Source organism: Alicyclobacillus sacchari (assembly GCF_004366795.1).
Classification (GTDB): domain Bacteria; phylum Bacillota; class Bacilli; order Alicyclobacillales; family Alicyclobacillaceae; genus Alicyclobacillus; species Alicyclobacillus sacchari.
Genome location: NZ_SORF01000007.1, coordinates 20,814 through 46,719, shown reverse-complemented (window position 1 = coordinate 46,719; position 25,906 = coordinate 20,814). Strand labels below are relative to the sequence as shown.

General features: G+C 54.7%; 18 protein-coding genes. 4 read left to right on the top strand and 14 right to left on the bottom strand.

Going from position 1 to position 25,906, the window contains the following annotated elements; genetic code table 11:
- The first annotated feature begins 246 nt into the window (after positions 1 to 246).
- The 4 genes from C7445_RS14995 (at position 247) to mctP (ending at position 4,416) form a co-directional block, all read left to right on the top strand.
- On the top strand, positions 247 to 765 hold the full coding sequence (locus C7445_RS14995) for a DUF5317 family protein (RefSeq protein ID WP_208320871.1): 519 nt from the start codon (positions 247 to 249) through the stop codon (positions 763 to 765).
- A 373-nt stretch (positions 766 to 1,138) separates the two neighbouring features.
- Positions 1,139 to 2,431, top strand: a complete 1,293-nt coding sequence (locus tag C7445_RS08410) for an ATP-binding protein (protein WP_166669054.1) — start codon at positions 1,139 to 1,141, stop codon at positions 2,429 to 2,431.
- A 228-nt stretch (positions 2,432 to 2,659) separates the two neighbouring features.
- Positions 2,660 to 2,872 carry a DUF3311 domain-containing protein gene (locus tag C7445_RS08405; RefSeq protein ID WP_134159627.1) on the top strand — a complete coding sequence of 71 codons (213 nt, stop codon included), beginning with the start codon at positions 2,660 to 2,662 and terminating at the stop codon, positions 2,870 to 2,872.
- Positions 2,873 to 2,904: 32 nt separating this feature from the next.
- Positions 2,905 to 4,416, top strand: a complete 1,512-nt coding sequence (gene mctP / locus C7445_RS08400) for a monocarboxylate uptake permease MctP (RefSeq protein ID WP_134159626.1) — start codon at positions 2,905 to 2,907, stop codon at positions 4,414 to 4,416.
- Between the two features lie 131 nt (positions 4,417 to 4,547).
- Here the strand turns inward: mctP and C7445_RS08395 are convergent, their stop codons facing one another.
- The 14 genes from C7445_RS08395 to C7445_RS08330 form a co-directional block, all read right to left on the bottom strand.
- The gene (locus tag C7445_RS08395; RefSeq protein ID WP_243835069.1) at positions 4,548 to 5,198 is read right to left on the bottom strand and encodes a DUF2306 domain-containing protein; all 651 of its coding nucleotides are present in this window, start codon (positions 5,196 to 5,198) and stop codon (positions 4,548 to 4,550) included.
- A gap of 95 nt (positions 5,199 to 5,293) precedes the next feature.
- Positions 5,294 to 8,821, bottom strand: coding sequence for an AAA family ATPase (locus tag C7445_RS08390; protein ID WP_134159625.1), 3,528 nt, complete (start codon positions 8,819 to 8,821; stop codon positions 5,294 to 5,296).
- On the bottom strand, positions 8,818 to 10,095 hold the full coding sequence (locus C7445_RS08385) for a metallophosphoesterase family protein (RefSeq protein WP_243835068.1): 1,278 nt from the start codon (positions 10,093 to 10,095) through the stop codon (positions 8,818 to 8,820). The genes C7445_RS08390 and C7445_RS08385 overlap by 4 nt, the downstream gene beginning before the upstream one ends.
- A 47-nt stretch (positions 10,096 to 10,142) precedes the next feature.
- Complete coding sequence (locus C7445_RS08380; RefSeq protein WP_134159722.1) at positions 10,143 to 12,188, bottom strand: alpha-glucuronidase family glycosyl hydrolase; 2,046 nt, start codon at positions 12,186 to 12,188, stop codon at positions 10,143 to 10,145.
- A gap of 83 nt (positions 12,189 to 12,271) precedes the next feature.
- Positions 12,272 to 14,368, bottom strand: coding sequence for a glycoside hydrolase family 52 protein (locus C7445_RS08375; RefSeq protein ID WP_134159624.1), 2,097 nt, complete (start codon positions 14,366 to 14,368; stop codon positions 12,272 to 12,274).
- A 44-nt stretch (positions 14,369 to 14,412) separates the two neighbouring features.
- Positions 14,413 to 15,180, bottom strand: coding sequence for an SDR family NAD(P)-dependent oxidoreductase (locus tag C7445_RS08370; RefSeq protein WP_134159623.1), 768 nt, complete (start codon positions 15,178 to 15,180; stop codon positions 14,413 to 14,415).
- 25 nt (positions 15,181 to 15,205) lie between these two features.
- The gene (locus C7445_RS08365; protein ID WP_134159622.1) at positions 15,206 to 16,426 is read right to left on the bottom strand and encodes an enolase C-terminal domain-like protein; all 1,221 of its coding nucleotides are present in this window, start codon (positions 16,424 to 16,426) and stop codon (positions 15,206 to 15,208) included.
- Between the two features lie 48 nt (positions 16,427 to 16,474).
- The gene (locus C7445_RS08360; protein ID WP_134159621.1) at positions 16,475 to 17,197 is read right to left on the bottom strand and encodes a GntR family transcriptional regulator; all 723 of its coding nucleotides are present in this window, start codon (positions 17,195 to 17,197) and stop codon (positions 16,475 to 16,477) included.
- A 266-nt stretch (positions 17,198 to 17,463) separates the two neighbouring features.
- Entirely contained in the window at positions 17,464 to 19,347 is a 1,884-nt protein-coding gene (locus C7445_RS08355; RefSeq protein ID WP_134159620.1) for a S53 family peptidase, read from the bottom strand.
- A gap of 140 nt (positions 19,348 to 19,487) precedes the next feature.
- Positions 19,488 to 20,588 (bottom strand): DMT family transporter, encoded by a 1,101-nt coding sequence (locus C7445_RS08350; protein ID WP_243835067.1) that lies wholly within the window; start codon positions 20,586 to 20,588, stop codon positions 19,488 to 19,490.
- Between the two features lie 65 nt (positions 20,589 to 20,653).
- Positions 20,654 to 22,366 carry a glycerol-3-phosphate dehydrogenase/oxidase gene (locus C7445_RS08345; protein ID WP_424922999.1) on the bottom strand — a complete coding sequence of 571 codons (1,713 nt, stop codon included), beginning with the start codon at positions 22,364 to 22,366 and terminating at the stop codon, positions 20,654 to 20,656.
- A gap of 161 nt (positions 22,367 to 22,527) precedes the next feature.
- A complete protein-coding gene (glpK, locus tag C7445_RS08340) occupies positions 22,528 to 24,072 on the bottom strand; it encodes a glycerol kinase GlpK (RefSeq protein WP_134159618.1) in 1,545 nt (514 codons plus the stop codon).
- Between the two features lie 41 nt (positions 24,073 to 24,113).
- Positions 24,114 to 24,947 carry an MIP/aquaporin family protein gene (locus tag C7445_RS08335; protein ID WP_134159617.1) on the bottom strand — a complete coding sequence of 278 codons (834 nt, stop codon included), beginning with the start codon at positions 24,945 to 24,947 and terminating at the stop codon, positions 24,114 to 24,116.
- A gap of 337 nt (positions 24,948 to 25,284) precedes the next feature.
- On the bottom strand, positions 25,285 to 25,878 hold the full coding sequence (locus C7445_RS08330; RefSeq protein ID WP_341770546.1) for a transposase: 594 nt from the start codon (positions 25,876 to 25,878) through the stop codon (positions 25,285 to 25,287).
- Positions 25,879 to 25,906 lie beyond the last annotated feature (28 nt).

Genomic DNA, 25,906 nt, shown 5'->3' with positions numbered 1-25,906 from the left:
TACATCCATGGAGGTGAAATTCGATGAAAAAGCTCGCTATGAAGAAAGAGGTCATTGCGACGGCTGCAGTGCTCGTCGCGTTGGCCGCCGCAACCATCGCACCTTGGCCCTGGATATAATTTATTAGAATAAAGTGATCACGATTTCTGAAAAAGAATCGGTAACAGCCGATTCTTTTTTCTTTGCTTGCGGTGCGCTAGCCCCAACATGCTAATATAGGATTATACAATAAGGTGAGTGAGATTTATGCCATATTGCCTTGCCGTTCCGTTCTTACTAATGCTTATTTTCCGTCGATCTTTGTCATCCTTGCTCGAAATCCGATTTCGCTTGATATCGCTTTTATTCCTTGGCCTTGTTGGTCAGGTCATAGCTGACAACGTGCACCAGACATTGTCATATGGCCTGCTGCCCGTATCTATGGGGCTTGTTGTACTATGGCTATATCTCAATCGTAAAGTATCGGGACTGCCTTTCGTATTGTACGGAACCGCCCTCAACCTAATTGCAATTGTCGTGACAGGCGGTGCCATGCCAGTATTACTTTCCACAGTCCACCTCTTGCACCTATCGATTGCAAAAAATACTGGACTGCGCCATTCCTTTACGGCGATGGATGGATGGTGGTGGTTGGGTGATTGGATACCCGTTCCTCCCTTTGTCATGAGCCCAGGGGATATTCTTGTCGGCATAGGATTAGGTAGATTCGCGCTGGCAGAATCACAGAAGAGAGCGAGTTATCAACATGGGTCAGATTCGCAGTAGCTATCGTGCTGTACTGTTTCTTATCGGCGTGACGGTGCCCGTGTGGGCATTGTATACCAATGTTCTCCATATGATCCCCAGCATTTGGTTTGTTACACTGTTGGCATGCGTACTGGACTACTATCCCCTATACCTTCCTGGAGGGGCACAATGGAGCACCTCGATTTTATGCTATATATGGGCGGGTACAAAGTACGGCGTCATGGCAGCGGATCTCGTCATGGGAATGGGGTGCCTTTTTACATTTCTTCGCGCGTATCACTGGAATGTGCGCAAGATCCGTTGGTTTCGCTATATCACGACGCTCGGTATGTTTCAGGTATCGCTCTATACGAGCGTGGCTGTCTTTCAAGTTACGAAGGGGACCCCGAGCTTGTTTCAGTCCGCCCTAATCTTCGGCACCTTTGAAGCAGTAAACATCTTATTATTCCTCGGCGTGCACTGGTCGTTCGACCAGCTTGCATCCGCTTGGTCGACCGTCCGCAGCTTTAATTATCTTTCCGTCTCCATGAGTTCGATTCTGTTTGTATTGATTGGACGTTACGATCAGATCATGGACGCCATACTCCCTGTCGGGTTGTTGCTGATCTGTTTTATTCTCATGTGGCAGCAGTACTCCAGAGCCGTCAAATCCTCTTCGGAAGCCACAAAGAAATACCAATTAATTGCCAATCACACAGACGATCTCATCCTACTTGTCAATCCAAGTGCGACAATCACCTTTGCGTCACCATCGCATGCTCGCCTTTTTAACAAACCTCTCGACGAGATTGTCGGACAGTCACTGTATACGTTTATTCAGAATCCTGATTCCGTACGTGCAGCATTGGAGGACAACCGACTGCGCTCGTCGCTGCACCAGATACGCCTTCAATTCGGCGACAGAGTCGTCCCGACAGAAACAAAAATCTCTCCTGTTTCTACACCAGACAACGAGATCGAGTGCTTTATCGTTGTCTCACGAGATATATCAGAGCGCCTGCGCCAGCAAGACTACCTGTTGCAAACCGAAAAACTAGCTGTGGCGGGACAGCTGGCGGCCGGTATTGCCCATGAGATTCGCAATCCATTGACATCCGTCATGGGTTTTCTGCAACTGCTTCGGGAACACTTTGATCAGGTGTCACCCGAATCCTATCGCATCGTCTGGTCAGAGCTTGTTCGCATATCCGATATTGCAAGCTCTTTACTCGTTCTCGCAAAGCCAGAACCGGCGCAATTTTGCAACTATACGCTGGATACCATTATCCGTGATACGATCACGCTGCTTGAGGGACAGGCCCACAAAGTCAATGTCTACTTTGATTCTAGTCCGATACCGGATGTCACTCTACACTGCAGCCCTGGGCAGCTCAAACAGGTCTTTTTAAACCTTTTCAAAAACAGCATTGAAGCTATGGAAGACGGCGGAGGGACCATTCGTCTCTCATATGATGTTCAACCTGAACATGTCATCATCGAAGTGACCGATGACGGGCCTGGTATACCTAAACATCTTCTCGCTACACTCGGCCAACCTTTTTACACAACCAAAGAAAAAGGGACTGGACTCGGACTAATGGTGGTATACAATATTATCCAGGAACACCGTGGCCATATCCAATTTGACAGTGACGGGACGCATGGGACGCGTGTGACGATTCAACTTCCGATCGCACAATTCTAAATCGCTTTCTACCGTGATAGCTTTTGTAAGATTCCTGGATGAAAACACAGCGGAAAACCAATCCATATAATAGTTATAAAATCAATATATAGTATATCATGTGCGCATCTTTGACAGAGCCGTGACTTTTAGATATAAATATTCTTACTGCGGTGTAAGCGTTGCCACTAATGTATTGTGTGAAGTTTCTTCCATGTCCAAATCCAGTTGTTCAAGGAGGTGTTCTGTATGAACAAACCGAATCACACCGCTTCGCATCGCCGCCGCTGGTGGTATTTGCTGGTCTTCATCCCGCTCATCGGCACACTGTTTCCGCAATTCTATGCGTCTGCATCACCCACACTGTGGGGGATTCCCCTTTTTTATTGGTACCAAATGATGTGGGTCATCATTAGTGCCATCATCACTGGATTTCTATACTTCATACTTCAAGATGACTGATAAGTTTGATAAGGGGAGGGGGCGAACCAACGATGAATTGGACCGCGTTTACAGTTTTCATTATCTTCTTTATACTTGTTACTGTCCTTGGCTTCATAGCCGCAAGATGGCGGCGAGCTGACCTGAACCATCTGGAAGAATGGGGCTTGGCAGGACGACGCTTCGGAACACTGATCACATGGTTTTTGGTCGGTGGGGATCTCTACACCGCCTACACGTTCATCGCCGTTCCTGCGCTCATGTATGGGGCAGGCGCACTCGGTTTTTATGCCGTACCTTACACCATCGTGGTCTATCCTATGTTTCTCCTCATCTTGCCGCGCTTTTGGTCTGTAGCCAAACAGCACGGCTATGTCACCGCTTCTGATTTTATTGAGGGACGTTTCGACGACAAACTCTTATCTCTGGCCATTGCTATCACTGGCATTGTTGCAACCATGCCATACATCGCACTGCAGTTGACAGGTATGCAGGCGGTCATCAGCGCCATTGGTATCGGTGGCGACTGGCCGCTCATCATTGCATTTATCATCCTGGCCTTGTATACCTACACCAGTGGATTGAGGGCCCCTGCGATGATCGCGGTGGTCAAAGACTTGATGATTTACATCACCGTCATTGTATCGGTCATCGTCATTCCCATGAAACTCGGCGGCTTCGGGCACATCTTTCACGCAGCTGCGACGATATTGCCGACACATCATCCGTCAGGTTCGTACATCTTGTCACCGAAACAGTATGCGGCATATGGTACCTTGGCATTTGGTTCCGCGCTCGCTCTGTTCCTCTACCCACACGCGCTCACTGGCGTCTTCAGTGCTTCCAGCCGCCGTGTGGTCAAGCGCAATATGGCGTTGCTGCCGGCCTATTCGTTCGCACTCGGCATTGTGGCATTGCTGGGCTTTATGGCGCTGGCGGCTGGTGTTCACGCCAAATCGACAAGCCAAGCGGTTCCGCTGCTTTTTCTCAAGGAATTCCCAAGCTGGTTCACCGGCTTCGCATTTGCGGCGATCGCGATTGGGGCACTCGTACCGGCAGCTATCATGTCGATCGCGGCGTCAAATTTATTCACGCGCAATATTTACAAAACATACTTTGTAAAAGGTGCATCACCAGAACATGAAGCGCGCGTAGCCAAGATTGTATCGCTTCTGGTCAAAGTCGGTGCGCTGGTCTTCATCCTGGGCTTCCCTCAACAATACGCCATTAGTATGCAACAAGTCGGCGGCATCTTGATCTTGCAAACCGTGCCTGCTCTTGTACTCGGGCTGTACACGCGCTGGTTCCATCGGCGCGCACTGCTGATTGGCTGGTTGGTCGGGATTGTCTATGGTATCTACATGTGGGGAACGACAGGGTATAAGTCCACCACCTACGCACTTCACATCTTTGGTGGCACCGTCGCAGGTTATGCGGGTATTTGGGCACTTGTGTTGAATGTTATCGTCGTCATTGTTTTGACGCTGGCGTTCCGCGCGGCAAACCTGAGCAATGGCTCGGATCACACAAGCCAAAGCGACTACCACGTGGAAGCCTCACTTTGATTCAACCCTTACACGAAAACGGGCGAGCAAACGGAACCACCGTCTGCCGCCCGTCTTCATCGTGCCGGCCATTTTTTCTTCCTCAAATAATTCGATCATCAGGGCAATTGACCGTCGTATCACACGTACCCTTACATCCTTGAAGCTAAACGCCGATTCGCCCTTCTTTGTATGAATAGCCACCACTCCACAACCAAAACATTGACGACAATGCTCACGCATACCGCGATGGCGTAGGCAGTCGTATAGGGCAAATGCACCACATGCGCCCCCAGGTAGGTGAACCCGCGATTCAGGACGTTCGTATCACAAAACACATAACTACGCAGCATGAATGCGCGATGTCCTGCGACATCCCCCCGCCGTATCCGCACATAAGCCAGCACCGTAACGATTAGCCAATAGACATTCAACGTATTAAACGCCACAGTCGAGATTTCACCACCTGTGGCAAAAGGGGCCAAGTAACCCGATGTACCGTCTACGCCAAGAACAGACAGGACATAAAGGTAACCGACCATGCGATGCACACCGCACCTGTGTTTGGCCCCTGTCAGTGTCCAATTGAGCATGCCGCTAACAATGGCAACGACAGCGGCCGCGATGTGAATATGCAGCACCGCAATCCAAACAGGATGATTGAGATGGCGCGCAATTCCGACCTTATGGGAAAGGAACGATACATCCTGCGGGTCAGCGATGAAACTGCTAAATAGCATGTACAGGGCATATGCAATCGCGGCGGCTATCGCGATATCTCCCAGGTAACGTCGTACGACCATATGAACGCCTCCAGCGGGAATGATCATACCGCGAATAGCCATCGATCGCACGAGCGAGCAACTTCCCACCAAGATGCCGTCTCGGCGCTGCCCGCTCAGCGAACCTCCTCGGGTGCGCCAATGTCCATCAAATGGTGAACCGCGACGCGATCGCCGAGCATCTGCTTCGCGGCATCCACCACGAACTGATGATGCGTGAAGTACAACACCTGTGTATGTGCAGACAGTTCGCTCAACACAGCGAGCGTCGCCAATGTTCGCTCGTCGTCGAAATGCACGAGGATATCATCCATGACGAGTGGCAGTCCGGGTGCAAACTGAACGTGGTCCTCGATAAAACCGAGGCGCAGTGCCAGATAGAGCTGGTCTCGTGTGCCGTCGCTCAGTTGTTCAACGGTTCTGGCATGACCGGACGGATCTAGAACGACCAACCGCGATCCGCCTTCCTCATACACAATATCGACCTTCTTGTAGTGATCGCACGTCAGACGCCGAAACAGCGCCGAAGCCCGATCAAGCACAGTGGACGGATGTTGCTCGTGAAACCACTCGATGGCTCTTTGCAACAGGCGCCGTGCCAACTCCACTCGCAAGTATTCGCGCCAATAACGATCCGCTTCGGCCAACTTAGCCTCGGCCTCTTGACGTTTCGCTGCCGCATCCGCACGCTCCCGATTCATCTCTTCAAATTGCATTTCGCACTCGCGCAGCGAATCATTGGTACGATCCAGTTGCTCCCGAAGATCGTGCAATGTGTCGGCATGGGCTTGAAGCGATCGCTCGAGTTCGCCCGGGTCTGGGTATTCTGCCAGTTCCGCCTGTAATCTTTCCAGCGGCAGCCCATCCCCCGCGGCGATGGCACTCCTCTCAAGAGACCTCACCTTCTCCTCCAGCTGCCGATACCGCCTTGACTCAGCCATGACCCGTCTGCACTCTTCAGGTGTCACACCGCCTGTGATCCGACTGTAACGTTCCATCTCCTGCAGACAAAACGCCAAAGTTGACTCCTTTTCGCGCAGTTGTTCATGCAGTCGCTCGAGATCCCGCTCCACGCTCTCTAACCGATTTGCCGTCTCTAACGCCTGTTTGACGCGAGCCTGCAACCGGCGAACCAGAGCGCCACAAGACGTGTCGGGTGCCCACGGTTCACTCATATCCACGGCAATCCGACGCACCTGTGTTGCAAAGCGATCCCGTGAGGCCTTCGCGTCCTGCAACTCGCGCCCAAGCCGCTCGACCTGTGTGGCCTGGGTTTGCCATTCAAAGAGCAAACGAACAAACGGCACATCCGGCGTTTCGGGCAGAAACGGGAACTCTCCACGGAAAGCGTGCCAACGCCCAGCATATTGCGCAGCCTTTTCCTCGGCCGACGCAAGTTCCTGCAACTTGTTCTGCTGCCGATTCCGCTCCTCGGCCAACGCTTGGTTTGCGGCCTGTTTCTGCTGTGCTAACTCCGCGAATTCGTGGCATTTGTGCAGAAGTGCTTGCATCCACTCGGCAACGGTCCATTCCGGCTGAATTTCCACATATAAATCGGCTGACGCAAGTTGTAAGCGGGATCGCAACTGCTTGCGAAGCTCCTCGTACTGTTCAAGTTTCGCCATGTCCTCCCGCATACCCGCATGCCGCTCGCGCACGGGTTGTTGAAACTCCATCAACCACTGTTTCATTTCCCTCGGCGAGCCCGGCACCAACCCACAAGCCGACCAAACAGCCGTCCAATTGCTGGTTAGCTGATCCCTCTGCGCCAACACATCCTGCTCATGCCTTTGTTCCAGCTCGATCCGCCGAAGTGTCTGATCCTTCTCCAACGTCTTGGCTGCGCGGTCCGCAAATCGTGCGGCGTCCCGCAACATCGCATCCACAAGCTGGTCGGCCGTGGCGAGTGCCCGTTCAAACGCCAGCGGCAACGACGTCGCGCCCATCTCGGAGACATAGCGGGCCACGTCTGCTTGTGACGAAACACCGCCGCTGACAACCGCCTTGATGAGCGCCCAGCCCGCATCGCGTTGAGCACGAGCTGCCTGCAAGTCCTTGGCAGTCGGTACAAACGCGGACTGGTCGATACGCTCCAGTTCGTCTTCCAAATCGGTCACACGCCGCCGTTCCTTTTCCAACTCGCGACGGCATTCCCACAATTCCTCGCCTACTCTCGAAAAATCTTTCTCGTATTGGCTTATGGTCTCCTCGAGCGGAATCGGCAACTTGGCGACCCTCTCGATATCTGGCTCAACGAGCCGTTGCCGACTGAGCAGTTGTTCCAGCCTTCTGCGCTCCAGGCTGATGGTTTCGTTCAACTCTTGAATATCTGCGTCGATCCGATTGTGACCAGCTTGTAAGGCGTCTTCCAGCCATGTTTGCCAGCGAGCGAAGTCCGGTACATCACCGAAGGCGAAGCACGCTTCCTGACGCCGCTCGACCTCCTGCGTGGACACTTGCCAATCGCAGCGGACGCGCTGGCTGTCCTCCATCGCCTTTTGCCACGCCTCAGCAACTTTATATAGTTCTTCGTGCAAAAAAGTTCCGCGAAGGAGATCCGTTGCCACACCCTCGTCAAGGCGCGTGGGCATCTTCGCCATGATCGCGTCGCATCGGCGAACGGATTCAGCATATTCGGCCTCCAAACGCGGAATATCGCACTCTAGCAGGTCTTCATACCGCCCCACCCCTTCAAGCAGTGCGTGCACGGCATCTTCATTGCGCAGCGCTTCCTCGTCGATGACAATCTCCTGACGCTGCTCCTGCAGTTGTTCCATCTGGGTTCGCAGCACATGGAGGGCCTGCGCGGATGTAACACGAAGCTCGAGAATCTTCTCGAGTGCGCGTTCGTCCTCCTCAGTTAGCGGTGACACGTCCGCCAATGACCGCAATTCTCCTTGCAGAGCAGCCAACTCCTGCAAAGGCTCGCGAACGCGCTTCAACCGCTCAAGCCGTGTGCGCTCGCGTTCGATGACACGTTCCTGCTCCTGTATGTCCGCACGCTCCCGTCGGCATCTGTCGATCTCTTGCTGCAAACGCGTAAAGTCTTGTCCACGCAAGCTGTTTTGGTCGATTTCACGCACGAGCTGATGGTAGACATTTATCGCGCCCGTAAACTTCTTCGTGGTGGCATTGTTCCTTTGCGCGACCAGCTCTCCTGCCCGCTTGCCCAACGCGTCGATGTGCCGCTGCAACGTGGCGATCCCGCCACCCGCCGCAAACAGTGAAATGGCTGCGTCGCCATGGGACGCCAACAATCCTTCGCCACCCTGCCGCAGGCCTTCGTGGTTCAATCCATAAAGCAGCTCGTAGCGGCTGCGGTCGTGCCCTTGTAAACACGCGTGCAGAGCCTGCTCAAGTGCTGCATCGCCACCGACGGCAACGAGCTTGTTGCGATGAATCGATCGCGCAAAGTTGATCTCGCGGCCATGGGCATCCAACAATAGGCCCGAAAGCCTCGACCATTTGGTGTATGTGAGCGATGGCGTGCCACCAAACAACCAATCGAGGACGATGTGTAGCAACGTGGTTTTCCCCGCTTCGTTTGGCCCATACAACACATGGAGGTTGACATCGCCGCGAAAATCGAGAGCGAGATCGCGAAAATGTTGCACGTGCTGAACCTGAAGCCCCAGCATTTTCATCGCCGATCACCGCCCTTCGCCAACTGTGCGAACAGCATGGCTTCAGCCTCCTCCAACAAGCGCAGGACGTCGTCCCGAGAGCGAATGTATGGTATATCTGAGCCGTGATCGACATAACTATGGCGATTCTGCGTGTGCTGCATGTCCCTCACAAAGTCATCCAGCAGTGCCATATCGCCACGCGCAGCCTGTAATGCGCTGACGAGCCAGTCCGATGTCGCATGGTCAAGGTGTTGCCTTGACACAACCGGCTTCGTCTCGATGCGAACTTGCTCAATCCAAATGTTCGATCCGATATCCTGTCCAACGCCAATCATTTCGGCGTAGACGCGGTCTTCGTCCCCGAGCAACATACCGTGTATCTCTGTTTCCCCCTGGAGCACGACACGCACCGCCAGAGGATAACCTGGATGCGCGTTCGCCAATGCCGCCAGCGAAGTTGCCGCCCGATCCGCCACTTCTTCCAGATCCGTCACGCCGTCGATCGCGACGTCGCAGACTTCCCAGCGCAAAACGTCCAGAGGTTGCTGCCACATCTCGGTGACGCGCCCGCCGTCGACGCGTACGACGGTACAGCCTTTCGCACCTGTTTCGCGAATATGTCGTCCTTGCAGGTTACCGGGATACACGATATGGGGATATTCATGGAGGATTTGGCGCATGTGAACGTGCCCCAAAGCCCAATAGTCATAGCCCTTGCGGCGGAGATCGTCGATGTGACAAGGGGCGTACGGATCGTGGCCGGCTTGCCCTTGCACAGCTGTGTGCAAGAGCCCGATATTGAAATAGCCTGGGACCGGCGCCGGATATGAACGCGCGAGGTTTTCCCGCACATCGCGCATGGCAAAACCCTGCCCGTGGATGGCCACACCGATGTCCTCAAGGAATTTCGTCTCCGGCTCCGATACGGAAAACTCGAACACGTTATCCGGCAAACGCAGTTCCCGCGTAATCAGGCTTGCCGCATCGTGGTTGCCACGAATGAAGTAGACGGGGATATTCGCTTCGCCCAAACGAGCCATGCACTTGCGGAAAAACAGGCCTGTATGGTAGTCCTTCCAATCGCCATCGTAAACGTCGCCGGCGATCACGACAAATTGCACCGACTCCCGAACACAAAAATCGACCAGATTTTCCAGGGCACGCCGCGTCGCTGACCGCAACAGGTCAATCGGCGCGTCTTCGCGCCCTGTCAACCCATGCAAAGGACTGTCCAAGTGCAGATCTGCACAGTGCACAAACGTAAACAGATGAACCCCTCCTACCCCGCTCACAGTTCATGGTTGAATTCATTCGCGAGATCGGACAGGTGTTCCTTCTGTTAGAAGATGGTTCTCCCTTGCCTGTCAGGAATGCCAGATTTGCGATAGAAATACGTATTGATCACGTCCCGCCACTCGATCGCGTCTTGCAGCTGAACATCCAAGCGAGTACGCACGGCATGGTGGCGCTCCGGATCGACCTTGTCCGCAAGTTCCGCCCACATCCTGCGCATCTGTTCCACGGCTTCGACCCCGCCAAAGTGCGTATCGTAGATGTGTTGAATCACCGTCTTCCCCGAGCGCAGTCGATGCGTATAGGGTACGTGGTGGAAGAACAACAGCAACTCGTCCGGGCAGGTTTCCAGGTTCTCATACATGCTGCGATTCGGCTCATGATATTGCCCTGTGTAACCTGTGCCCGTCGCGATCGTGCGATCGACGCCAATGCCGTGGCAATCAGAGAAGTGGTACGTTCCCCACTTGGAATACTCGTACCCGTCGACATTGGGACCATAGTGATGGCCGGGGTTGACCATCCAACCGACGCCAAGCGGAGCCGTATAGTCTTCGTAAGTTCGCCACGATGCAAGCAGGATGTACGCCAGCGCGCTGACGACATCTTGATCATCGCCATACGTCAAGCGCACCCACTCGTCTGTAATAGTTTCCACAGACAGCGACGGATCCCAACAAAGCCGTCCGAAGCCATACAGGTTCGCTTGCGCGAAGGAGTGACCCGTCCAGTTCAAATCGTCGCCAACGTTGACGACACCCGCGATGCCACCGTGCGCACAGCCAAACAGGGCTCCTGACACGCAGCGGGCCACGGTCGATCCCTGTCCGCATGCGTGTGTATCAAAGTCCAAAATTTCCTTCCATTGCGGGACGAGGTAGCACACATGTTTCTGCTGCCCAGTGTACTCTTGCGTGATTTGCAGTTCGAGCATTTGATTCGTCCTTGCCAACCCACCAAACAACGGCGAAACAGGCTCGCGCACCTGAAAGTCCATAGGGCCGTTCTTGATCTGCAAGAGAACGTTGTCGTCAAACCGGCCATCAAGCGGCACAAAATGATCAAATGCCGCCCGTGCCCGATCCGTCTTCCTGTCCCGCCAATCCTGCAGGCAGTTGTACACAAAGCACCGCCAAATCACGAGTCCTCCGTAGGGTTTCAACGATCGCGCCAACATGTTCGCGCCATCTGCGTGATCGCGGCCATACGTAAAAGGACCCGGGCGAAACTCAGAGTCGGCTTTCACCAAAAAACCGCCGAAGTCCGGGATATGTCGATAAATCCGATCCGCCGTCGAGTTCCACCAAGCTTGCACCTCTGGGTCGAGTGGATCGGCCGTCGCAAGGTCGCCCAGCTCGACGGGACTTGCAAAGTTGACACTCAGGAAGATGCGGACGCCGTAATCGCGGAACAGATCCGCCAACCGCGCCAGCGACGGAAGGTACGCGTCGGTGACAAACTGGGTTTCCACGCGATGGACGTTGACGTTGTTCACCGCGATCGCGTTGATGCCGACAGAGGCGAGCAATCGCGCGTAGTCACGCACCCGCACCGGATCGAATTGCACCGTGTTCGAGCGATAAAACAGAGATTTGCCTGCATACCCGCGTTCAATGGTGCCATCGGCATTGTCCCAGTGATTGATCATGCGCAGCTCGTTGTGCGGCGACTGCACGATCGGCTCTGTTAGCGGTTGTGCCATGCGGATCGCCCGCAACAGGTGAAAGACGCCGTACAAACAACCAATATCCACGTGACCAACGACAGCGAGAGAACCGCCCTCGATGGGCACGATGACGTACCCATCACCGCAAACTTGTTGAACATATGCAGAGACTTGGTTGGCAACAAAGCCTGGAAGATCAGTTGGGAGGCCCAGATAGAGGCGGCAAGGGGCCAGCCGTGCGGCCTCCCCCACCTTGGGCTCGACCGCGAACGCTTCCGCGATGCCTTGACACAACTCGGCCGCCGCGGTGTCGAGGACACGACGACCCGTTCGCCAAACAATGGCTTGCGTAAACGGATACGCCTTGGCATCCAATGCAACAGGCGTCGCCTGCAGCCATGCAGCATAGTCCAGATTGACTGGCATCGTTGACGCACGATGATCTTGCACTGTCTTCACAGAGAAATTCCTCCTTTCGACGCCAAGGGTTGTTGCCTGCAACCCGCCAATCACTCGTCGAGCCAGAGGATACTCGTCACGCCGCGCGGATAGTACTTGCTGCCGTGAAATTCTCCGCGGACAATTTGGTCACTCCAACTCCACACAGACCATGTCGGGTGAGTCAACCACTCGACGTGTGCCGCGTCGGCCCGTCGGCCGGCCTCTTGCCAAGGCAGCCCGAAGACCTTGCGCGCAATAAACTGGCAGAGATAAATCTTGCTGAGCCACGAGTTGTCGCTCGTCGATGAAATCTTCCAACCGCCGTCTGGGAATAAACAAACGCCTTCCACCAGAACGGTCTCCAAATGGCGGCGCAAGGCTTGCATCAATTCGGCATATGGACCGCTTTCAGCGAGGACCTCGGGACACCCCATGTAGAGCGGAAAGACAAGCCCCTCGATGGCAGGGATGATGCGTGAATCATTACCTTCGCCCATCACAGCCGGGATGTACCCATCTTTCGTCTGATGGCGCACGATGGTCTGCGCCGTACGTCGAGCCTGCGCTTGCGCGGTGTCCGCCAAATCGGCCCGGCCTGCCCGCGCAAACAATCGCGCCAAGGCAAGGTACGCCGCCCATGTCTTACTTGCCAAGTAGAGATTATTCCGGGCCTGCCCGAGAGACACGTCCAGACTGTCGTAGGTCGTGATTTCACTGCCGCCCATTGTGCGATCGCTGTCGAGGCCCATCACGCCATTGCGCTGCGTCGGATCTGGGTGATCGCGATGAAGCAAACTCGTCAAGCACTGTTCCAAAATGGGCAACCGGTGTGTGAACCACGCTTCATCCCCCGTTTGTTCGACGTACACAGCGGCGCACAAGACCCAGTTGACCAACTGCTCGTGCGTCATGTGCGAAAAGCATCCTGTCAATCCGTATTCCTCATATGACGAGTAGTGCGGCCGCGAGAATGCGTTTGCAACACCCATGTCGTGTGTAAAACTGATGCCTCCCGGATGCAGCTCTTCCTCGCCTGGGAAACGAACTCGGTCCTCGTAGCTATAGCGCTCCACAAATAGGTCAAGCTCGTTACGCACCGTCCACGGATTCATCTTCAGCTCGAAAAACAGCTGATCGACGGTGAGATCGAACGTGTTCATCATGCGATACTCGCCTTCGTTGACAATCCATACCGGCTTGCCGCCGACGTCCAGCAATTCGGTCGATCCATAGTAGCTGCGAATGGCGTGTGCCATCATAAACTTTTGGTCGTCATTCAGCCTTGCCTCAGCCAAGCGCTGATTCGCCCGGTCCGCGCGGGACTTCACCTCACCAAATGAGGCTATCGCCGTCTCTGCTACTTCTTCGATATTTCGATAGTACCGCGTGTACCAATACGATCCGTCCATGCCCGTGGTCACGATTCCGCCACGGTAGAAACAAATGACGAACGGATATGTCCGCACTTCACCCGCTGGCACGTCCATGATGAGCGCACCCGTGCGGCCGAGTCCGAATGTCCAGTTTTCCTCGAGCGGGGTCGTTAAGATGTCTTCCATACTGAAATGAGTTGCAGGTCGAACATCCGGATGAGCCGTGGCAATGGCCGTGATCCGCCCCTGTCCGACACCGACAAACCCAGGGCCTGAGATGTGGCGCATGGCCGCATACGGGTCCCCACCTTCATAGCCGAAAAAGGCGCGGCGCGTCTTGGCACCAGCCCGGTTATCGACGGTCAATTCTGCGATCACGGCTGGAAGCAATGCGAGTTTCAGCGCATCCGTATCACCTTGCTCCGGATCGGGAACGCCAACGACCTGGTTGTACAACGTAAACGTCAGATCACCTGCCTGCCAGGTGTCGCTGCCAAGTTGGAAGTCGCGCGCCACAGCGGATCGCACAAATGGACGCAAGTGGCGATTGGCATTCGCATCGACTTCCTTCTCGACGTCATAACGGAGACTTTCGTCTGCACCGATTTCAAAGAACGGCAACGCCTCAAACTGCCCGCCCGTACGCGTCTCGAGGCCAATGTAGACACTGGTCTGGGGCGGCCGCCCGAGCTCCAAATCAAATCCCGCATTTGCGCCCGGAAAGCCGAGCGTAAAGCTGGAAAACGCCCCAATTGGGCTGTGATGTGCATTAAAAAACATATTCTTCGGCATCTTGATCCATTCACTCCATACTCTCTCGTCGCTATCTGCGCTCGTTACACATATCCGTTAGCCAAAAATCCGCCATCGACAAGGAGCGTCGTGCCCGTCATGTAATTGCTGTCAGACGACGCAAGAAAAACGGCCGGACCAGCAATGTCATCGACTTCTCCCATGCGTCCCGCCGGAATCCGCGCCACCATTTTCTCCGGCTTATGGACGCCACGGGCGATATAGTCGCGCACGATTTCGGTCATGATGAATCCCGGGCTAATGGTGTTGACCTGAATATTGTACTTCGCCCACTCCAAAGCCAAGTTTTGCGTAAGTTGTTTGACGCCACCCTTGCTCGCTGCATACGCCGCACGCTCTGGGATGGCCGCATGGGCGACGAGCGAGGTGATGTTGATGATCTTGCCACCCTGCCCGCGCTCAATCATCCGTTTACCAACCGCCTGACAGTACAGGAATGTGCCGTCGAGATTGACGTTCAGGCACTGTTTCCAGCGTTCAAACGGCAGATCCACCGAAGCATGGGCGATGGAAATTCCCGCACAGTTGACGAGAATATCGATGTGTCCGAAATGCGCCACTGCCTCTCTCACGGTGCGTTCGACGTCCTCCGGATTGCCCACATCCCCGACGGCCACCAAGACGTCCGCCTCCGTGTGTTCGCGAATCCACGCCGCCTGCGCTTGCAATTCCGCCTGTGTCCGGCTGACAAGGCACACCTTCGCACCTTCTGAAGCCATTCTCCGCGCGATCGCGGCACCAATCCCGCGCCCGCCGCCAGTGACCAATGCCACCTTATCTTGCAATCGCATGTCTCTTCATCCCCATCCTTTTCGATCACGCCCGGTGATTCGCCCAACGTGTATTTGGAATGAGCGGAAACCAGTCCTTGCGCGCTGGATCGCGATCGTACGGATATCCGCCAAGCCGTTTGTACAGCTCCGCATATTCGCCCAATTTTTCGTGATCGAGCTCAACGCCAAGGCCGGGGCCATCCGGCACGCGAATGCAGCCGTTTTCATAGCGAAGCTTGCCGCCCTGAATCACATCGTCAAGCAGATGATGATAATGGGCATCGGCGGCGTAGGTCAGATTGGGCAAGACAGCACCCAGATGAAGCATGGTCGCCAATTGAATGCCCAGTTCGCCAGACGAGTGAACCGCAATCGGAAGCTGAAATGTCTCGCAGACGGCAGCAGCCTTGACACACGGGCGAATGCCACCCCAAAACGTCGTGTCGAGCAAAATTACATCGATAGCTGGTTGTAAAATATTGGCTGATAGCTGCTCGAAATTGATCACGAACGTGTTGGTGGCAATTGGAATGCGAACAAACTCGCGAACACGGCGGTTACCGTTGAGCCCAAATGTCGGGTCTTCGTAATAATCGTTGTTCACGTGTTCAATCGCTCTTCCGAAGCGAATGGCATCTTCCACGCTCAGCGCGGCGTTTGGATCATAACGTAGACGATCCTCCGGGAAAGCGTTTGCGAGCGCTAGATAACATTCTAACTCATAATCTGGGTGAAAGACCCCGCCCTTTAGCTTGTGTACGCGAAATCCATACATATCCCGCAACTGCGCCGCATATTCGACCAACTGCTGCACGCTGCGAATCTCACCTTCACCTGTGTTCTCATTCGGAAGTCGAAAGAAAAGATAGCTTGCAAACTCGACTTCATCTCGTAACTTCCCGCCTAATAAATCGTAAACCGGCCGCCCCAGGTGCTTGCCCATGATATCGAGACATGCGAATTCAATCGCGGCAAGCAATTGGGTTCGGTTGTTATACAAACTGGCTGTCGGATTGGCAATTTTGAACCGAAGTTCCTCGAGCCGGTATGGATCATGACCGATTAAGTACGTCTTCAGTGCCGCAAAGGCCTGTTCGGCGCTCTCGCCGCCACCCCCCATCTCACCAAGACCGACAATTCCTTCATCCGTGTGAACCTGAACGATGGTTCGTACAAACCGCCCCCAATGTGCACCGTTGCTGTGCCGCAATGGAGCTTCCAGCGGAACAGTCACCGTGGTGGCGACAATATCGGTAATGCGCATCGCTTCATCCCCCTGGTCTTGATCGTCTGGCCCTTGCACGGCTTGGATTTAACGTGTGCTCGCAGTAGATGAGGGCTCGAAGTAATCCGGATGGCGTGACTTCACAATTGGCAAATCGTCCATCAGGCGACCAAGATGTGCCCGCATGGCGTGCGCTGCCCAGTCTGAATCTGCTGCGAGCACGGCCTGCACAATCTGTTCGTGTTCCTGCACCAATTGAGCCATCGCTTTCGGTTCATACAGGGACAACATCCGTACGCGATTGAGATGCCCCCTCATTTGCGTCACAATGGACGTCAATGTCACATTGCCCAAGACCCGTAAAAACGCTTGATGAAATTGATCGTCCGCGTGCAAGAACGAAACGGCGTCTGCTTGCCGCACGAAACGTCGCTGTTCCTCAAGTGAGCGTCCCAAATTCTCTTCGAGGTACGCCTTCACTTCGGAAGACCTGGCTTGATTGGCCACACAAGCGACCGCACTGACTTCGAGACTCTCTCGAATAAAGCGTGTCTCCTCGACCTGGCGCTCCGAAATCAGGGCAATCTTCATACCGCGCTGCGGAAGAACCTCAATCAGACGCTCCATCGCCAGTGCGCGAACAGCCTCGCGAACTGGTGTCCTGCTCATGTTAAGCATGCGAGTAAAGTCCGACTCGTAAACCGTTTGACCAGGGTAAAGGCGGAGAGATAAAATTTCTTCGCGGATAGATTCATAAGCTTGTTCGCCAAGCGTCTTTTTTGCTTCGCCATACGAGATTCCGGCAATCACGCCCACACCCCCTGTGCCTTCCTACAAGCGCAATCATACCGTATACTTGTATACAAGTCAATGAACACGAAAGCGTTGATGATCAACTCGTTTCACAGACCCCTGAACGGTTTGCACCTTCTTCATGACATCATTACATAAAAGCTACTTTGAGCCTCTACAGTGAACAGCACATCGGGCTGTCCCCGCCACCAAAATAACGGTGTAGGACAGCCCACAAGCGCACTGTTCAACGATGCGGGAGGTTCATGCCGGCAAACCGCACCTCAGTGCAGCCATTTCAATGCGGCAGCCAAGTTTGCCACATTCGGCGTCCCGATGCCCGATGCTGGATCATACCCAGGAACGGCTTGGTAGTACCAGTTCGTGCTGCCGTCGCTCAAGTCATTAAACGGTTTATCGGAGCCATATCCCAACGTCTTTTGCAATCCGTACAACACTGGGTTGATGAACCCCACACGCGATCCAGTGAATTGGTCAATCAACGCGGCAATGCCGTTCAACTGCGGTGCGACGAAACTCGTTCCGCCATACCCCGCAACCCAGCCCCCATCCGCACTATCATAGACTAAGTACCCTGTTTCAGGATCCGCATCCATCGACAAGTCGGACACGTTACGACCGGCAAAGTTGGCCGGTAATTGATACGTGAAAGGCGTTCCAAACAACAGCCCTTGCGAGTCTGTAAACGCCTGCCCAGACGCGCTATTTTGCATGCCTGAGATCCCCATTTGATACCATGGGCGCGGCCAGATGACACTCACGCCGCCACCCGTGCCAATTGGGAACAAACCCGTATAACCAAGGTTCTGCAGATAATCCCATGCCCAAGGCCGTTCCTTCTGGATGTTCACTGCACCCAGTTGGAAGTTTGCCGAAAACGGAACCGTTGTCCCGCCTGCCGCCGTGATATACGGATCAGAAGCTGGGAAATCGACCGTTAGCGGCGTCGTGAAACCGTCCGACGGTGGAAAGTCACGTGCAGTATCGTAAGCACCGGAATCGCCTGCCGCGGCGAACATGGAAATGCCTTGGGCCGCAGCTTCCATAAACGCCTGGTTGAAAGCGGCGAGTTCATCCGTATAGTCGACACCATTGTTCATGGCTGCCAAGTAGTCAATCTCGGGCTGCCCCCAACTCACGGACAGCGAATCGGCCACGTTGTCGGACACGGCTTGATAAAACGCATCGATGAAACCAGCGTCCGTGTTTGGCGCATCGTACACGACGATATTGGCGTCTGGTGCGATCCCACCAGCCTGCTCGACATCGAGCGTCGTTTCATCCGAACCAGCATCGATTTGGCCACCACCGTCGACCTGTACTTCGCGAATTCGATTCGCCGGTGTCTTCAGCCCGATGCCACTCCAGTACGCGTACGCATCTGACGGATTGAAGTCGGACAGTGTAACGATACCTACAGTTTCTCCCTTGCCCGTGATCCCTTTTTGATAGAGAGGATTGATATCGTACATGTTTGCAGTATCGCCCACCGTGTAGCTCCCCGGCGTATTGGTCGCTGTACTTCCGCTCTTCGGCAACACAACCTGAGGACTTGAAGCACCGTTCACATTCGGGGATTTTACGGTCAACGACTGTGCCGCCTGCTCTGTATCCAAACCGACGACCGCCAAAACACTGTTCAGCAACACGTTCGGAATGTGCGGGACATGCTTCGGTGCTCTGAATTCGTGGCCATCTGCACGGAAGTTATCGATGGTCGTATTAAGGGCGTTGTCAAATTGGGCGACCGTACCGCTTACCTGTATATCGAGCCCATCCGCATCGACCTGATCCACCTGAAGTCCCAGTTGGTGGATATCCCCCACAATCTGTTGAATGACTTGTTGTGATGGTGCATATTCTGCAGCAAACTGACTCGTCGTCAGAAATTTATGGTAATTCGGATTTCCCGGTGTCTCCGTTTGTTGAATGTAGTTCTCCAATCCTTGTTCGTTTTGGACCTTCAGGATGAGCGACGCAGTGATGGTCTCACCAGCACTGGCAGGGCCTAAATCCTGCGCGTTCTGTGTATTAGGATTCTGCACAGTGTCTGCCTGTACAGATGCCGCATCAACCCCCGGAACTTGCCACGCCAACAGTCCGATGGCTGCAGGTAACCCAACCGCGATATGTTTCCAAAAACCCACGACCTACTCCCCCACTCTGGTTGTAAAAATCGCTTTCATCATGATTTGTACTCTTGTTTCTGCATCGTGTCTTGTCTTTCCTCTTTCGAATCCTCACAACTTTTGATGAATCCCGGAGTCTTCTGTCGAATGTGCCAACACTACTGGTCCCACGGCTCGCCGTCGACACGCAACGAAACCGATCGCGCGGCTGCTTCCGGCGACACACGCTGCTTGAATTGCCCCATCTGCAAACTGTGTACACACAATCCCGCGACGACGATCGCGATACCAACATATCCGGCGGGAGTCGGCGCCGCACCAGGCAACACCAGCATCTGGCCGAAGAGTGTGAACAACACTTCCCCCGCCTGCGTCGCCTCCACGACAGCCAGCCACTTCGGAGAGTTCCTGGCCATATCGGTCGCAGCAAAGAATAATGCCGTTGCGATCACGCCGGACGACAAGGCCACGACCAGTGACCCAAGCACCTGACTGGGAGACGGCCATCCAGCGAACGGCACACCTATCGCGCATAGAGCGATCCAAAACGGAAGGCTGCCAATCGTCATACCAAGCAAGCGCTGATACGTATCGAGCGACGACGAAAACATCATCATGGTCTTGCGGTTGCCAAGTGGATACGCGATCGCGGCCAAAACGACGGGCAGAAAAGCGGCAAACCATGCACCCGGGCGCACATGCGTCGACTGTGCGGATTCCATGAGGGCGACACCCAACAGAATGACAGTAGACGTGACCAACTCTCTGCGCGGCAAGCGCGTACGCACCCCCGATGATCCCCTTGGCGAGAGCCAAGGAGTGAGCAGCACACCGCAAACAATGGTGATTTGCCACGATCCCGCCACAAGCCAAGCCGGTCCATACGCAGAACTAAAACAGAGCGGCGCATAAAACAGGCCGAAGCCAATCGTTCCCCAAACAAGCCACTGCCGGCCATGATGACGGATCGATTCCAATAATTCAGACAAGCCACCGCGCAAAGACACAACCGCGATGAGACATGGAAGCATGAAAAAGTACCGCAATGCGGCGCTCCAGAACCAAGGTCCCCCACGCAGACTCATCGCTTCGTTGAACACGAACGTCACCGCAAAAAAGAGGGAAGCGAGAATTCCCAACAACATTGGGCGGAAAATCCGGATGTGTGTCTTCTGTTGAGCCTGCATTCGGGCAAACAACCTTTCTTGCGAAATGGGGACAGCAAAATCGCCGTCCCCCGCCGCCAGCCAAGCAACCAAAGGCGCCTGGCCCCTGCAAATCGAATGACGCTATAGGTATGTTACACCCGAACAGGCCCTTTGTGTCAGGCTCCCACATATGCTCCTCGGTCTGCAGCCGACGAGGAACCGGGTTCCCCTTCGACGGTCGTCGCTTCACATATTTGGCGTGCAAGATCGGCCGCATGACGTTCCACTTCGCGCTCTGTCCAACCGAGCTCCTGAGCCATATACCGGACGACAGGTTCTTGCCAACGGCGCACCCAGTCTATATCGAAGTAAAGCGCCCCGGTGCGGCGAACAAAGAAGTCGGACGGTGTCATCGCCATTTCATACACCAGGGCATATTGCAAAGCCCCATACACCTCAAGCGACAGGCCCGATGCCGCCGCCTTATCCCGCCCATCCGCAATCAAGGCGTACACAGCGTCGACATTCGTGCCGTAGCGCCTGGCGAGTCTACGCGCCTCGCTCTCCGTCAACCCCAAGGCCGTGCCTTGTTGCACGCGATTATCTACAAAGGCTGGCATCTGGCCCGATCCGCCAAAGTCACCTCCCGAATAGGGGATGTGATCCGTGGCACAGGGCGCGAACGTACAACCACGGCGCGCGGCCAAGTCGGTCGCAATCATGGTTACAACTTTTTCGGCCATCTTCCGGTAACCCGTGAGCTTGCCGCCGGCAATCGTAATGAGGCCGCTGCCCGATACAAACACCTCATCTTTGCGCGAGATTTCAGATGGATCCTTGCCCTCCTCGTGAATTAACGGTCGCACGCCTGCCCAGCTGCTTTCGATGTCCGCGTCCGTCAAGCGTACAGATGGAAACATCGCGTTGACGCAGGCAGTCAGATAATCCCTGTCCTCCTGTGTCACGCGCGGGTTCTTCAAGTCGCCATGGTAGTTGGTATCGGTCGTTCCGATATACGTCTTACCTTCACGCGGGATCGCAAAAATCATGCGACCGTCCGGGACGTCGAAGTAAACCGAATTGCGAAGCGGAAAACGCCCGCCATCCACGACGATATGAACGCCCTTGGTATGATGCAACGTCTTGCCTTGCTTCGAACCGTCCATATCCCGCAGCTCGTCGACCCACGGTCCAGTCGCATTGACCACCTTCTCCGCGTAGACGTCAAGCGTATCACCCGTGAGCACGTCCTCTATGGACGCGCCGACGACGCGGCCTTCGTGATATAGGAGCTTCGTGACCTTTGCGTAGTTAAGCGCCTTTGCTCCGCGATCGACCGCCGCTTTCAGGATTTCGAGCGTCAGTCGGGCATCGTCCGTTCGGTATTCGACATAATAGCCTGCCCCTTTCAATCCTTCGCGCCGCAGCAAAGGTTCCTTGGCAAGCGCCTCGTCCACGCTCAACATCTTCCGCCGTTCCGAACGCTTCACACCAGCGAGCTTGTCGTAAACGTAAATACCAAAACTTGTGGCCAAGCGACCGTACGTGCCACCCTCGATAATCGGAAGCAGCATCCAAACCGGCGTCGTGATGTGTGGGCCATTCTCATACACGATGGCGCGTTCCTTGCCGACTTCGGCGACCAAACCGACTTCAAACTGCTTCAGATAACGCAAACCGCCGTGCACCAGTTTTGTTGAACGATTCGAAGTCCCAGCGGCGAAATCTTGCATTTCGACGACCGCGGCGTTGAGCCCGCGAGCCCTGGCATCGAGAAGAATGCCTGCTCCTGTAATGCCACCGCCGATGATTAGCACATCGAGCTTCTCGCTTGCCAACGAGCGTTTGATGTCCTGCCGATTCCGAAACGAAAATGCACTCTCTCTCACTGCCGCTTCCTCCCCAAAAGAAAAACCACAAACCAAGCGCACTCTTGTGCACCTGACTTGTGGTTCTCTCATGATCTCAACCAGTCTCATATGAACTTGGCAAGTGACAATCGGTCCGATTGTCTATCTGTGGATATCATACGCCGAATCGGCGATCATTGCTATACCTGTGCAACGGGATTGCGTGTGGTTGAAACTTTTTCGTCTTCGTCTTCGCGCGCCCATCCCATCGTTCGTTTCACTGCCTTTTGCCAGCCACGATAGAGATCATGCCGCGCCTGTTCATCCATTTCGGGTTCAAACTTGCGTTCGATCTCGCCATTCTGTGCAATCTCATCCATGGTCCAAAAGCCGACCGCCAGACCCGCTAAATAAGCCGCGCCCAAGGCCGTCGATTCCGTAACAAGCGGTCGTTCGACTGGCACGCCGAGGATATCCGCCTGGAACTGCATCAACAGATTGTTTGCGACCGCCCCTCCATCGACGCGCAGGGATTTCAAATGGATGCCGGAATCCGCCTGCATGGCGTCGAGGATATCTTTCGTCTGATATGCGAGGGATTCCAGAGTGGCACGCGTGATATGCTCCTTGCGTGTTCCGCGCGTCAACCCGAAAATGGCGCCACGCGCGTACATATCCCAGTACGGCGCACCAAGCCCGGCAAAGGCGGGAACAACATACACACCTTCTGTATCCCCAACTTTTCCCGCGAAATATTCGGAATCAGGAGCTGCATCGAAGAAGCGCAATCCATCGCGCAACCACTGAATAGCCGCCCCGGCGATAAAGACGCTGCCCTCCAGCGCGTAGGTCACCTTACCGTTGAGTCCCCACGCGATGGTCGTGAGCAGCCCGTTGGGCGACGCCACAGGTGTCTCGCCGGTGTTCATCAACATAAAGCAACCTGTGCCATATGTGTTCTTCACCATGCCAGGTTCGAAACACGTCTGGCCGAACAAGGCGGCCTGTTGATCGCCTGCGATCCCAGCGATCGGGATCCGTGCACCGCCGAACGTCCGCTCGTCCGTGTGTCCGTACACCTCACTCGACGGCCGGACATCTGGCAGCATGGCGCGTGGGATATCCAAAATTTCAAGCATCCTGTCATCCCAATCAAGGGTATGGATATTGAACATCATCGTGCGCGATGCGTTCGTATAATCCGTGACATGCACCTTACCTCGAGTCAGATTCCACACCAGCCAGGTATCGACCGTGCCAAATAGGAGTTCGCCACGCTGCGCCCGTTCGCGGGCGCCTTCGACGTGATCGAGAATCCACTTCAGCTTGGTGCCCGAGAAATAGGCGTCGATGACGAGTCCTGTCGTTTCGCGAATATAGTCGGTCAATCCCTGCGCCTTTAGATCGTCGCAAATGGCGGCCGTGCGCCGATCCTGCCACACAATGGCGTTATATACCGGCTTGCCGGTCTCCTTATCCCAAACCAGGGTCGTCTCCCGTTGATTGGTGATGCCAATAGCCGCCACTTCGTCCGGCGAGACGCCTGCACGCTCTAGAACTTCGCGCGATACGCCGCTCTGACTGCCCCAGATTTCCATCGGATCATGCTCAACAAAGCCCGGTTTCGGGTAGAACTGTTGAAACTCCTTTTGCGCTACGCTGTGAATACGACCAGCGCGATCGAACAAAATCGCACGCGAACTCGTTGTGCCTTGGTCAAACGCAAGAACGTAAGATTTGGCCATCCCCAGTTCCTCCTCAGATCATTCCCAGAATTTCTCTTCGATCACGCCTGAACAGTCGTCTGCACGGGTCCAGCGACTTTTGCACGCTTCGGATTGCCCGGCATGAACGGGCGCAAAAGGAAGTTATAAATCGCTCCAGCAACAATCCCGCCGAGAATCGGCGCCACAATTGGTACCCACCAGTAGCCATTGGGCCCTGGGAAAGCGTTCTGCCCCCATCCGGCAAACCAAGCAAAAATGCGCGGACCGAGATCACGTGCCGGATTGAGTGCCCAAGCCTCCAACTCGCCGCCGAAACCACCAACCATAGCTACCAGCAGCCCGACGATCAAAGGCTGGATCTTGCCTAATTGTCCGTTCGAGTTGTACGCATCACTGAGCGCCAGAATGCCAATCACCAGCGCACCGGTTAAAATCACTTCGTCTACGAATGCGTGCCCTGTCGTAATTCCAACATTCGGATGCGTGAAGAAGATGCCAGATGTCGTAAGGCCGGACGTTGCATTGCGAACGGCGTGATGCGCCGCGTTGTAGGCGTTGATGGCAGGGCTGAACAAGACGTAGGTCAGCGCACCACCGAGAAAGCCGCCGATCACTTGAGATACAATGAATCCCGGCACCTTCTTCCATGAAAATCCTCCATACACAGCAAACGCGACGGTAACGGCCGGATTGAGATGTGCCCCTGAGATGGCCCCAACCAAATAGCAAGCCATCGTGACACCCAAGCCCCACAAAATACAAATGCCCCAGTAGTCCCCAGAAAACGCGTTATAGACAATAGCCATTGCAGCAACACTGTCGCCGACCATCAGCAGGAATGCAGTGCCAATCACTTCGGCCAAATACTCGCCCCATACAGTTTCTCTCACCATGTACCCCCCTCTATGACTCGGCTTGTGTGTTGATCCAACGTCCGGATCGATGAACCAACGGGCTAACCTGTGCACTCTGCACAAATCCAGCCAAGCGCCGAGGCGTCCCTGAGACACAAATAGACGGCAGACAACGTCAGGCGGTAGTTAATACCACTCTCTCATTGCTGCCGTCTCCATAATCTCAGAGGCATGATATGAACTTGAGACCATCATACCCGTTTTCATTCGTGTTGTAAAGGCTTTCATATCGAAAGCTTTTATATTTGAGCCTTTTGCAGAATGGCCGATTTGATCAAATCAAAAAACGAACTGATACCGCACCGACGGATTGGTATTACAATTTTTGAAAGCAGGACATGATCGCCACGATGCGTGTAATCCATTGCAAGCAAACTGCTGGGTGGCTTAGGCGCTCTCCTTCTCTCGCCTGGCCGCGCTGACCGCCAAAGCCGCCGCCAGTAGAACAACGGCGTTGATGTAGACGTGGATCGTGACCTTCTGGATGCCTCGTACGTGCGCGTCGTTCATCGTGAGACGCTCTTTCTGCGTCGTAACCCATCGAGCAGCGGAGCGTTCCGTCGGATGCGATGCCGATAGGGGGTTCCTTTTCGCCTCGTTTGTTCAATGCGATGATGGCCTGCGCACCGTACTGACGAGCAGCTTCACCGTTCTTTGCCTGGTCATAACCAGCGTCCATCATGACGAATTGGAATCGCCAGTTACGCTCGTGGATCTCCTTCATGAGCGGTATAGCCATTTCGCCGTCGTATACGTTGGCAGGTGTTACGTCCAAGGCAATCGGAAGTTCGCTTTTGGCATCCACTGCAAGATGAACCTTGTACCCAAACCACGTCAGCTTGTTCCCAAACGTGTCGTACTTGGCACCCAGTTGGCGTTGCCGTCTCCTGAATTCGCGACTGCCGTTCACTAGGTTCAATTTCTAGCCACTCTTCGAA

Excerpts from the sequence above, each read along its gene's own strand:
- C7445_RS08365 (WP_134159622.1), bottom strand. The coding sequence starts at position 16,426 with ATGCGCATTACCGATATTGTCGCCACCACGGTGACTGTTCCGCTGGAA.
- C7445_RS08375 (WP_134159624.1), bottom strand. The coding sequence starts at position 14,368 with ATGCCGAAGAATATGTTTTTTAATGCACATCACAGCCCAATTGGGGCG.
- C7445_RS08390 (WP_134159625.1), bottom strand. The coding sequence starts at position 8,821 with ATGAAAATGCTGGGGCTTCAGGTTCAGCACGTGCAACATTTTCGCGAT.
- C7445_RS08405 (WP_134159627.1), top strand. The coding sequence starts at position 2,660 with ATGAACAAACCGAATCACACCGCTTCGCATCGCCGCCGCTGGTGGTAT.
- C7445_RS08395 (WP_243835069.1), bottom strand. The coding sequence starts at position 5,198 with ATGGTCGTACGACGTTACCTGGGAGATATCGCGATAGCCGCCGCGATT.
- mctP (WP_134159626.1), top strand. The coding sequence starts at position 2,905 with ATGAATTGGACCGCGTTTACAGTTTTCATTATCTTCTTTATACTTGTT.
- C7445_RS08335 (WP_134159617.1), bottom strand. The coding sequence starts at position 24,947 with ATGGTGAGAGAAACTGTATGGGGCGAGTATTTGGCCGAAGTGATTGGC.
- glpK (WP_134159618.1), bottom strand. The coding sequence starts at position 24,072 with ATGGCCAAATCTTACGTTCTTGCGTTTGACCAAGGCACAACGAGTTCG.
- C7445_RS14995 (WP_208320871.1), top strand. The coding sequence starts at position 247 with ATGCCATATTGCCTTGCCGTTCCGTTCTTACTAATGCTTATTTTCCGT.
- C7445_RS08370 (WP_134159623.1), bottom strand. The coding sequence starts at position 15,180 with ATGCGATTGCAAGATAAGGTGGCATTGGTCACTGGCGGCGGGCGCGGG.
- C7445_RS08380 (WP_134159722.1), bottom strand. The coding sequence starts at position 12,188 with ATGCCAGTCAATCTGGACTATGCTGCATGGCTGCAGGCGACGCCTGTT.